The 10,108-nt window shown below is 43.5% G+C and carries 12 protein-coding genes and 2 pseudogenes; all 14 read left to right on the top strand.

Features of this window, described 5'->3' with window-relative positions:
- The first annotated feature begins 14 nt into the window (after nucleotides 1-14).
- Nucleotides 15-665 carry a response regulator transcription factor gene (locus V7L12_RS03965; protein ID WP_335082337.1) on the top strand — a complete coding sequence of 217 codons (651 nt, stop codon included), beginning with the start codon at nucleotides 15-17 and terminating at the stop codon, nucleotides 663-665.
- A gap of 14 nt (nucleotides 666-679) precedes the next feature.
- Nucleotides 680-1,343, top strand: a pseudogene (locus V7L12_RS03960) (restriction endonuclease).
- Nucleotides 1,340-2,791 (top strand): class I SAM-dependent methyltransferase, encoded by a 1,452-nt coding sequence (locus tag V7L12_RS03955; protein WP_335082335.1) that lies wholly within the window; start codon nucleotides 1,340-1,342, stop codon nucleotides 2,789-2,791. The pseudogene V7L12_RS03960 and the gene V7L12_RS03955 overlap by 4 nt, the downstream one beginning before the upstream one ends.
- A 257-nt stretch (nucleotides 2,792-3,048) precedes the next feature.
- Nucleotides 3,049-3,573 (top strand): DsbA family protein, encoded by a 525-nt coding sequence (locus V7L12_RS03950; protein ID WP_335082333.1) that lies wholly within the window; start codon nucleotides 3,049-3,051, stop codon nucleotides 3,571-3,573.
- 121 nt (nucleotides 3,574-3,694) lie between these two features.
- A complete protein-coding gene (locus V7L12_RS03945) occupies nucleotides 3,695-4,075 on the top strand; it encodes a nuclear transport factor 2 family protein (protein ID WP_335082331.1) in 381 nt (126 codons plus the stop codon).
- Nucleotides 4,076-4,134: 59 nt separating this feature from the next.
- Nucleotides 4,135-5,073, top strand: a complete 939-nt coding sequence (locus tag V7L12_RS03940) for an NAD-dependent epimerase/dehydratase family protein (protein WP_335082329.1) — start codon at nucleotides 4,135-4,137, stop codon at nucleotides 5,071-5,073.
- A 326-nt stretch (nucleotides 5,074-5,399) separates the two neighbouring features.
- Nucleotides 5,400-5,675, top strand: a pseudogene (locus tag V7L12_RS03935) (GMC oxidoreductase); the annotation flags it as partial.
- An 82-nt stretch (nucleotides 5,676-5,757) separates the two neighbouring features.
- Nucleotides 5,758-6,165, top strand: coding sequence for a hypothetical protein (locus V7L12_RS03930; protein WP_335082325.1), 408 nt, complete (start codon nucleotides 5,758-5,760; stop codon nucleotides 6,163-6,165).
- Nucleotides 6,166-6,209: 44 nt separating this feature from the next.
- A complete protein-coding gene (locus tag V7L12_RS03925) occupies nucleotides 6,210-6,860 on the top strand; it encodes a nitroreductase (RefSeq protein ID WP_335082323.1) in 651 nt (216 codons plus the stop codon).
- Between the two features lie 31 nt (nucleotides 6,861-6,891).
- A complete protein-coding gene (locus V7L12_RS03920) occupies nucleotides 6,892-7,173 on the top strand; it encodes a hexameric tyrosine-coordinated heme protein (RefSeq protein WP_335082321.1) in 282 nt (93 codons plus the stop codon).
- A 45-nt stretch (nucleotides 7,174-7,218) separates the two neighbouring features.
- A complete protein-coding gene (locus V7L12_RS03915) occupies nucleotides 7,219-7,677 on the top strand; it encodes a hypothetical protein (RefSeq protein WP_335082319.1) in 459 nt (152 codons plus the stop codon).
- A gap of 129 nt (nucleotides 7,678-7,806) precedes the next feature.
- Nucleotides 7,807-8,499: an alternative oxidase gene (locus tag V7L12_RS03910; RefSeq protein WP_335082317.1), complete on the top strand. Its 693-nt coding sequence runs from the start codon at nucleotides 7,807-7,809 to the stop codon at nucleotides 8,497-8,499.
- Between the two features lie 129 nt (nucleotides 8,500-8,628).
- On the top strand, nucleotides 8,629-8,841 hold the full coding sequence (locus tag V7L12_RS03905) for a hypothetical protein (protein WP_335082315.1): 213 nt from the start codon (nucleotides 8,629-8,631) through the stop codon (nucleotides 8,839-8,841).
- Nucleotides 8,842-9,016: 175 nt separating this feature from the next.
- Complete coding sequence (locus tag V7L12_RS03900; protein ID WP_335082313.1) at nucleotides 9,017-9,760, top strand: 3-oxoacyl-ACP reductase family protein; 744 nt, start codon at nucleotides 9,017-9,019, stop codon at nucleotides 9,758-9,760.
- Nucleotides 9,761-10,108 lie beyond the last annotated feature (348 nt).

The raw sequence follows: 10,108 nt of genomic DNA, 5'->3' as shown, positions 1-10,108 counted from the left end.
CGAAGAGAAGCGACGTGACCCAATGCTCACCCACTACACCTGACTCCTCTGTAATCCGCATCTTGATCGCTGACGACCATCCATTTATGCGAGAAGGTCTAGCAGCCGTACTCGATTATCAACCAGATATGACCGTGGTTGGGCAAGCCTGCAACGGCTACGAAGCAGTAGAATTGTTCCGCCAACATCAACCCGATGTCACATTGATGGATTTGCGGATGCCGGAACTCAGTGGCGTGGAAGCGATCGCTACCATTTGCGCTGAGTTTGCCGACGCTCGAATCATTGTCTTGACGACCTATGACGGCGACGAAGACATCTATCGGGGACTGCGAGCAGGCGCAAAAGGTTATGTCTTAAAAGATGCAGAACCAGACGAACTACTGACAGCAATTCGGTCAGTTCACAGAGGTCAGCAGTACATCCCCCCTGCCGTGGGCGCAAAACTAGCAGAACGGATACGGAGTCCAGAACTGAGCGATCGCGAATTGGAAGTGTTGCGCCTGATGGCAACAGGCAAGAGTAACTTAGAGATTAGCACTGCTTTGGCGATCGCTGAGGGAACGGTCAAATTCCATGTGAAAAATATTTTGAGCAAACTGGGAGTGAGCGATCGGACTCAAGCAATGATTGTTGCTCTCAAGCGCGGTATTATTACACTTTAAGAATTGAACTGCCCATGCCAATCTTGACGGTAGAAACCCTATGCTCTGAAGCAGCAATCTTTTCGGCAGCCGAGTCCCAGCATCCAGAACCCATTCTTTACGGTGTCACAGACGGTAAAGCTGTTGGAACGTATTTAGAACAGAAGTTTAGACTTTATCTAAAAGGAAAATATGAGTTTTTGGAAGGTAATTCAGCAAGTGGAATCGACTTTCCTGGTTTGCTTGTTGACGTAAAAGTAACCAGCATTAGACAACCTCAGTCGTCATGTCCCTTTAAATCTGCACGACAAAAGATTTTTGGTCTTGGATATTCGCTGATTATTTTTGTTTACGACAAGGCAGACAACAGTACAAGCCGAACAGCAACTTTAAGTATTTTATACACGGTTTATGTAGCTGCTGAAAGAACAGCAGATTTCCAGATGACTCGCAAAGTTCGTAATATTTTGGACAATGAAGGCAATAAAGATGATTTGATTGCATTTATGCTGGATCGAAACCTGCCTGTTGATGAGATTGAAGCAGCAAACATTGCGGATGAAATATTTGCGAATCCTCCAATCCAAGGATTTTTAACAATTTCCAATGCTTTGCAAATGGCGGCTTCAATATGGAAGAGTCATTGAGCGTGCTGGGCAAGAAGCAGGTGTAGTTGCTGTTTATAGGGCAATCTTATGATTCAGATTCCTGCAAAGCTGAAAGCGGAGTACGGAGACTTTCAAACTCCATCAGAGTTAGCTGAAAAAATTTGCCATAAACTACTAGAGCTTGATGTAATTCCTGATGTGATTGTTGAGCCAACCTGTGGTATTGGCAACTTTATTCAAGCTGCCGCAAATTCGTTTCCATCGGCAAGTAAAATCATTGGATTGGAAATAAATCAAGACTATATACAAGAGATTAGCAAAAACAATCAGCTTTTAAACGATCAAAGAATCCAAGTTCAGCAAGGAAATTTTTTTGAGTTTGATTGGTCATCATTAAGTGATGAGTTTAGTGGAAAAATATTGATGCTAGGAAACTTCCCTTGGGTTACTAACTCTCAACAAGGTTTAATAGGTGGCGAAAATTTGCCCCAAAAAAACAATTTTCAGAATCACAAAGGTTTAGAGGCAATCACAGGCAAGAGCAATTTTGATATTTCTGAGTGGATGTTAATTCATTCAATTCAGTGGTTGCAAAAGCATGAAGCTTATCTGGCAATGCTATGCAAAACTTCTGTTTCAAGAAAATTATTGAATTACATTCATTCCCAAAGTTTAAATCTTGCTTACTGTGCAACTTACAAAATAGATGCCAAAAAATATTTTAATGCAACTGTTGATGCTTGTCTTCTATTTTGCAAATTTGACTTAAACTCGCAAAACTATTTTTGTGATGTGTTTAATAATCTTAACTCCAATAATTATTACCGAATAGGTTATCGTAACAACACTCAAATTAGAGATGTAACATCTTTCGATAAGCTACAAGATTTACATAATCCTAACATGGGATTAAAATGGCGATCTGGCATTAAGCATGATTCTTCTGTTGTCATGGAACTTTCTAAAGTTAATGATATTTTTACCAATGGACTAGGAGAAGTTGTCGATATTGAGGAGACTTATCTGTTTCCTTTGGCTAAGGGTTCTGATGTCGCTCAGAATCGGACAAAAAGCCTTAATCGATATGTTTTAGTTACTCAAAGATGTATTGGTGAAACAACTGAGTACATCAGAGACTTAGCTCCTAAAACTTGGGAATATTTAGAGACTCATTCAGAATATTTAGATAGTAGAAAAAGCAAAATTTATAAAAACAGTTTCCGTTTTTCTATATTTGGAGTTGGCTCATACACATTCGCTCCCTGGAAGATTGCTATTTGTGGACTTTATAAAAAACTAGATTTTAGGCTGGTTGGAAAAATGGATGGTAAAGCTATTGTCTTTGATGATACTGTCTATTTTCTAAGTTTTGATGACGAACAAGTTGCTAGCCAAATATTTGCACTTTTGACTTCTATACCAGCAATAGAGTTCTACTCTTCTCTAATTTTTTGGGATGAAAAGCGTCCAATTAAGTCTAGTATCTTGAACACCTTAAATTTGTCTGCTTTAGCAAAAAGACTATCCATAGATTTGTAATAATAAAAATTATTACAAATCATTGACTGCACTTTCCTGCAATTTTCTCAGATACCTGCTCTTAAGGATAGGTTGTTTCTAGCCTTAAGAGTAAGTTATTTGCTACCCCTATTGTTAGCCTAAAAACTTACCGTGGGGGATGCGACAAGTAGCAGCAATTTCTATATTCTCAGAATCAAGAAACGATATTCAATTTCTTACTGTTCTTTCCAGCATTTTCATCGCCAAGATGCTTCCACAGACCGCATAAAACAAAGATGAGTCAGACAAGCGATCGCGACAGGCTGCTCATGCCAATTTCAGAACACGACCATACCCAAGGAAAAATCGATGCATCAGTCATTTTAGTGGAATACGGTGACTATCAATGTCTTTGCTGTAGTGAGGTTAACAGGATGATTCAAGAGATTCAGCAACAGATCCAATTGTGCTTTATATTTCGTCATTTCCCCCGCACACAACTTCATCCCCAAGCACAAAAGGCAGCAGAAGCAGCAGAAGCCGCCGCCGCGCAAAATAAGTTTTGGCAAATGCACAATCTCTTATTTGCGAATCAATCCGCACTTAACAATGGCTATCTTCTAGAGTATGCCAATGCAATACAGCTTGACATCAATCGATTCCTTCGGGATATGACAGATCGCGTTCACGCTCAAAGAGTCAATCAAAATATGCAAGGTGGTATACACAGCGGTGTCAGTAGTACACCAGCCTTATTTGTTAACGGAGTTCGCTATAGAGATGCCTGGCATACAGAGAGATTACTTGCAGCGATTCTCTAGACACACCGATTTAGTAATCAAAAGCAATCATCAATTGAGTGTGAAATGTGGGGAGAACAAAAAATTAGTGCTGAAATAGTGACACCTAACCAGGCTTAGTCAAAATCAGGAAAGTATGTAAATGAAAGCTTTAGAAATTGTCAAGCAGGCTTACGTTTATCTCAACGAGAAAGACATTCCAAATTATTTCGCACTCATGTCCCCTGATGTTGAGTTTTATCAAACGGAAGAAGTTCCTTGGGGTGGTCGCTATCGTGGCTTTGATGAGAGCAAGGTTTTTTTCTCTAAGTTTTCTCCATTGATTGATTCAGAAGTCGATGTCTCTTATTACATTTCATCAGGTAATCAAATCGTTGCGATCGGTAAAACGAATGGCATCGCCAAGCAAACTGGAAAAAAGTTTAGTTGTAATTTGGCTCACATCTGGACAGTCAAGGAGGAAAAAATTGTGAGATTAGAGGTTTACATTGACACTGATGTGCTAAAAGCTGCACTGATATAAGTCTAATCAGTTTTAACCAACAGTTAAACGCGGTTAAGAATTTAACAGGAGGTTCACAGATGAAAATTTTTGTTGCAGGAGCAACGGGAGCAATTGGTCATCCGCTAATCGCGCAATTGCTGGCAAAAGGACACGATGTAGTTGCTCTGACCCGTTCTCCAGACAGAGCCAAAACTTTAGCCGAACAAGGTGTAGAATCTGCGATCGCAGATGTATTCGATGCTGATGCTGTCAAAGCCGCTGTCACCCGCGCTCAACCAGAAGTAGTAATCGAACAACTCACCGCTCTACCCAAGACCTACACTGGCGAATCGATGAGTGCGGCAGCACCATTAAACCAGCGTATTCGTCTAGAAGGCGGTGCTAATGTGCTAGCAGCAGCGCAAGCGGCAGGCGTGCGCCGTTACCTGAGACAGTCGATCGCATTCTGGGCAGTTCCCGGTACGGGATTGGCAAATGAAGAAACACCGCTATCTATATATGCTTCGGCCGCAGTTGCCGCCGATGCTCGCACGGTGAATGAAATCGAGCATCGCCTCCTGGAAACGCCCAATCTAGAAGGGATTGTCTTGCGCTATGGCTTCTTTTACGGGCCTGGCACTTGGTTTGCTCCTGATGGCGACGTTGCTCAACAGGTGCGACAGCAACAATTTCCCATCGTTGGCAATGGCGAAGGTGTGTGGTCGTGGGTTCACATTGAGGATGTGGCGATCGCCACAGTTGCAGCAGTTGAGCAAGGCAATCCTGGCATTTATCTGATTACAGGCGATCGCCCCTTAGAAGTACGCGAGTGGCTCCCGGCTTTTGCTCGTTGGCTGAATGCGCCGCCGCCTCCCCAGATATCAGTTGAAGAGGCGCTAAGACTAGGTGGTGCGGATGCTGTTTACTACGGCATCCAGATGCGCGGGGCCTCAAATGCCAAGGCAAAACGCGAACTCAATTTTCAGCCGCGACCTTTGGAATGGATGGTTGACACTCCCGTTGCTCGTGCCAGCTAACAAGTTAAGGGACAAGTAAGGAAATTTCACGATCAGTAGTTAGGCAAAAATATTTATGCTTTTTTCAACACCACTAAAATCGCTGTATTCCTTAACTGTTCCCTGTTAAACTCAACAACCACAAGACCAAAAATGGGGTTGAACTCAGTTGGACTCAATTAGGACTTACACAAGAACTCTCTGAAAACCTCTTTACTTCGTGTCCTTTGCGGTACCCTGCGGTCAGCCGCTTGCGCGTCTACATTTTTTCATAATTTTGCGTAAGTCCTGTTAATTAATTCATCACAGACAACGAAAAAGGAGAAAGAATCATGACTTACACTGACGATGTAGCCCTTGAAGCTTATGTGCGGGAAACCTGCGGTACGGTGTTTCATCCAATCGGCACCTGTAAAATGGGCACGGACTCAATGGCAGTTGTAGACTCAAAATTGCGGGTCTATGGAGTTGAAGGGTTACGAGTTGTAGATGCTTCGGTCATGCCAACGCTAATCACGGGACATACAAACGCGCCCACAATAATGGTTAGCGAAAAAGCCGCAGATTTAATTAAAGCAGCAGGTAGCGTTTCCAAGCAAGCACCCAAAGCAATTGCCAAGTGACTCATACCAATTCGCAATGGGCTTCGCTACGCTAACGCAATTACTTTTTGTAATGGGGATTTTACCCCGAGGTAGAAGAAAAATGAAGATTGCTCAATATGGAACAGCGATCGCGGTTCTTCATGCGATCGCCAACGGACTGCATGGTTTAGCACATATACAAATCCCAGTTGCCCTATCTTTGCTTCAGATTTCATTTGTGGGGATTGTGATTTTTCTAACTCCCATCATTGCCGCCGTTTTACTTTGGACGCAGTTTTACCGCATCGGTAGCTGGCTATTGGTGAGTTCAATAGCTGGATCGCTGCTTTTTGGAATTTACAATCATTTCATCGTAATTAGTCCCGATCATGTGTCTCAAGTTGCCTTTGCAGGTTGGGGAATGCTATTCCAAGTCACAGCTATCCTGATATTAATTGTGGATGGATTTGGCTGTTGGGTTGGTATATGGGCATTGAAAACGACGACTCAGCAACAACAAGTCTTATGAGTTCTTTCGAGTTCATATTTATTTCTCATCAGGGTTGATTTAATATGTTCGATCTCGAACAAACTATTAAAGACCGACACTCAACACGCAAATTCTTATCTCAACCAGTGCCACGAGCTTTGCTCGATGAAGCCCTCGCTTTAGCGCAGTGTGCGCCGTCAAATTCAAACATCCAGCCGTGGCGGATGGTGTTTGCTGTTGGTGTTCGTCGCGATCGCCTCCAAAAGGCTTTGCTAAACCAAGCCAAGCAACAACAGCCCAACATCCCGCCACTTCCAGAAGCCTTCCGGTATTACCGCCAGGAACTAGGCGTGCAAGTCTACGGGGCGATGGGTATTACTCGTGACGATAAAGCAAATAGAGAACTGGCAGTTCTTGGCAACTACGAATTTTTTGGCGCACCAGTGGTTGGTATTGTTTGTATGCATCAAGACCTCGGTGTTGCGGATGCTTTGAGTGTGGGGATGTATCTACAAACACTGGTTTTGTGCCTAACTGCTCGTGGTCTTGGCACTTGCGTAGAGGTTTCGCTAGCAGGTTATCCCGAAATCATCCGTAACGAATTAAATATCCCACCGGAATTATTGATTATTTGTGGTTTAGCCGTTGGCTATTCCGATCCTGATTTTCCTGCGAATCATCTACATATCAGCCGTGAGGCTGTTGAGAAAAACGTTGCGTTTCTTGACCATTGAAGGCTATTTTTCTTATTTAGGAGATTTTGACATGGATAATACAATGGCTCCAACCAATTCACCTGTTGTAACGTCACCCCAAGTTACATTAGTTCCTAATAACTCACTATTGACCGAGACACCAGAGGAAGGACGACAACTGGCAGTCAAAATGGCACGGCTAATTATTAAACTGACTCAGCCTGATGAAGAAAAACGCAAACAGTTACGAGATGTATATGGTAACGATGCCATGATGCTAATTGCCGTTGGACAAACGGTTGCAACAGAGTTTACCACGATCGCCGCAGCTAATAATTACTGGCGTAAGTAATATCTCAAAAGCGTCAAATCAGTAATTTGCTCAGAGGTGATTTCAATGACACCCAAAGTAGAAACCCTAGCCAAACTCTACCTAGAAGGAGAATCTGTCGAAATCTCAGACATAGCTCAACTAGAACTCTGTGACTGGCTGATAAGCGAGTTCCAACAACTTCCGATTAATCCCATGTTCTCCAACTATATGCGCTATCGCACTGCGGCCCAAATGTGTGCGGATATTGCCCAACAGCAGCTTTGGGTGTCGGCTGATAGTTACGATAGCGAGATTTATCCGAATCCGTTTTATGGTTTTGCGTTCCTGGCAATTCACGATTATTACCACTGTGTAGCAAATGCTGACTTTAGCCTTGAAGGAGAAATCACTGCTTACCGCACACTTGCAAATCGAGTCCCCAGTTTAGAGATTCAAAAAATTATCTACTCTGAAATTGTGCTGAAATCGTCTGCTCACATTTACTTGGGTCATTCACCTACATCCAAACTCGTGTTTCCCTAAATGTTTACATATTGGGAGTAGAACTTATGGCTGTAAAAGGGACTGGGGACTGGGGATTAGGGATTGGGGATTGGGGGCTAATATGTCCCTTAAATTTAGTAATCTGTTCTGATTTTGGAGGAATGCACCATGAAAGTTTTGATTAAAGCGATCGTCAGTTTTTTCGTATTCATTGTAGATGTAGTGTACGGAAATCGTTCCTACGCCCGGTTTTATATGTTGGAAACCATCGCCCGCGTTCCTTACTTTTCTTATCTATCGGTGCTGCATTTTTACGAGACATTGGGTTACTGGCGCAAAGCTGACTTGTTGAAGGTTCACTTTGCCCAAACCTGGAACGAATTACATCATCTGTTGATCATGGAATCACTGGGGGGCGATCGCCTCTGGATTGATCGCTTCATCGCTCAACACGTTGCTGTAGCTTACTACTGGGTGGTTGTGCCGATTTACATGTTGTTTCCCTCTTACGCCTACTATCTGATGGAACTGATTGAAGGTCATGCCTACCACACCTATGACGAATATTTGCAAACCAATGAAGCCCAACTGAAAGCTCAAAAAGCGCCCCAGGTTGGAATCAACTTCTACCGCGATGGCGATCTCTATATGTTTGATGAAGTTCAGACTGCACCAGGTCATGAATTTCGCCGTCCCAAGGTAGATAATTTATACGACGTGTTTGTGAACATCCGTGATGACGAATGCGAACATGTGAAAACTATGGTGGCACTCCAGAAACCACAAGCGCGGCTAACCTTCAAAAGTCCCCATACGGTTTTTGAAGTCACAAAAGTTTTATCGAGCGAAGCAGAAGTTTGACTAAATAATTACTAATTCCTAATACTCCCTTTGCGAGAAGCAAGCTACGTAATTAAAGGTACAACCTCCTGACTTTAGTTTTGCAGACAAATTTATTAGCACCTTTGCGACCTAGAAGAGGAACAAACTATGAAAATGATCGCTCAACAAGCAATTGTGATGGGCGCAAGCATGGGCGGACTGCTGGCAGCGAGGGCATTAGCAGATTATTACCAGCAAGTAACAGTAGTGGAGCGCGATATTTTCCCTAACGAAGGCAAGAACTGCAAGGGAGTACCCCAGGATCGCCACGCACACAAGCCTGATACACCCTATAATTTCTCTGAGGGTACTATTGGGTAACATTTTACAGGTTGGCATTCCTAGAGTAGTCAACTACAAAAGGAACAGCAATGCACAAATGTATTCTAATCAATTGTGACTTTCATGACGAGTAGATTAGGTTGTTGCAGAATTTGCAGCTTTTACCCATTAGACGCTAAGCATTTTATCCAATTTCTAATCGACGGTATCGAATATGAACTACACACTCAAAAATAAACGCGCACTCGTCACTGGAGGAAGTCGCGGTATCGGGGCCGCCATCGTTAAGCGTTTGGCAACTGAAGGCGCTGATGTCGCTTTCACCTATACCAGCTCGCCCGACCGCGCCAAGGAAATCGCCGAAGCAGTCCAGGCGCTCGGCGTTCAGGCTTTGGACATCCAAGCCAACAGCGCTGAAGCTAGTGAAGTGGTGGCTGCTGTTGAACAGACAGTAGAGAAATTGGGTGGCATTGATATCCTTGTGAATAATGCAGGTGTAGCGCAGATAGCTCCTATCGATGATTTCACGCTTGCGGACTTTGATCGCACCTTTGCCATTAATGTGCGTGCCGTATTTGTGGCGACCCAAGCCGCAGTCAAGCATATGCAAGAAGGCGGACGCATCATCAACATTGGCAGCACCAACGCCGAACGTATGCCATTTGCCGGCGGCTCTGTTTATGCCATGAGCAAATCTGCTTTGCAAGGGCTTGTGCAAGGGCTGGCGCGTGACCTCGGCCCGCGTGGAATTACGATCAATAACGTGCAGCCCGGGCCGATCGCTACGGATATGAATCCCCCAGAGGGTGAGTTTGCCGAGATGCTCAAAAAGCAGCTAGCACTGCCCCGCTACGGCACTGTTGAGGAGGTTGCAGGGATGGTCGCTTATCTAGCTGGGTCTGAGGCAGCTTACATCACTGGTGCAAACCTAATGATTGATGGAGGGTTCAGCGCCTAACTGCCGCAGGTGTAGCGAATTGCAAACATCAACCCTTAAAACCGCGTATTCTCAGCAATGAGTGGATACACTAACTGCAAGTACACTGTAACCCATAGTCAGAGCTATTTTTAGCTTCCTGAGTCAAATCAGTAGTTCGCTACAAGTGAGGAATAATACGCATATTCATCTAAAATTGTCAATGACTATATCCGGTGTATTTCCAGTATGCAGAATCCCAAGGAGGTATCTTTGTCAAAGATTTACTTTTATTTATCTATAGGATTAGTATTTGATTTCTGAAAAAACTCCGTACATCTGGAGAGATAGAAAATCAAAGGTAGTGTTTCGGATAAACCACTCAAACAT

This window comes from Nostoc sp., from assembly GCF_036918245.1.
GTDB lineage: Bacteria > Cyanobacteriota > Cyanobacteriia > Cyanobacteriales > Nostocaceae > Nostoc.
The sequence above is the reverse complement of the archived record's forward strand: the minus strand, read 5'-3'. Positions and strand labels throughout refer to the sequence as shown.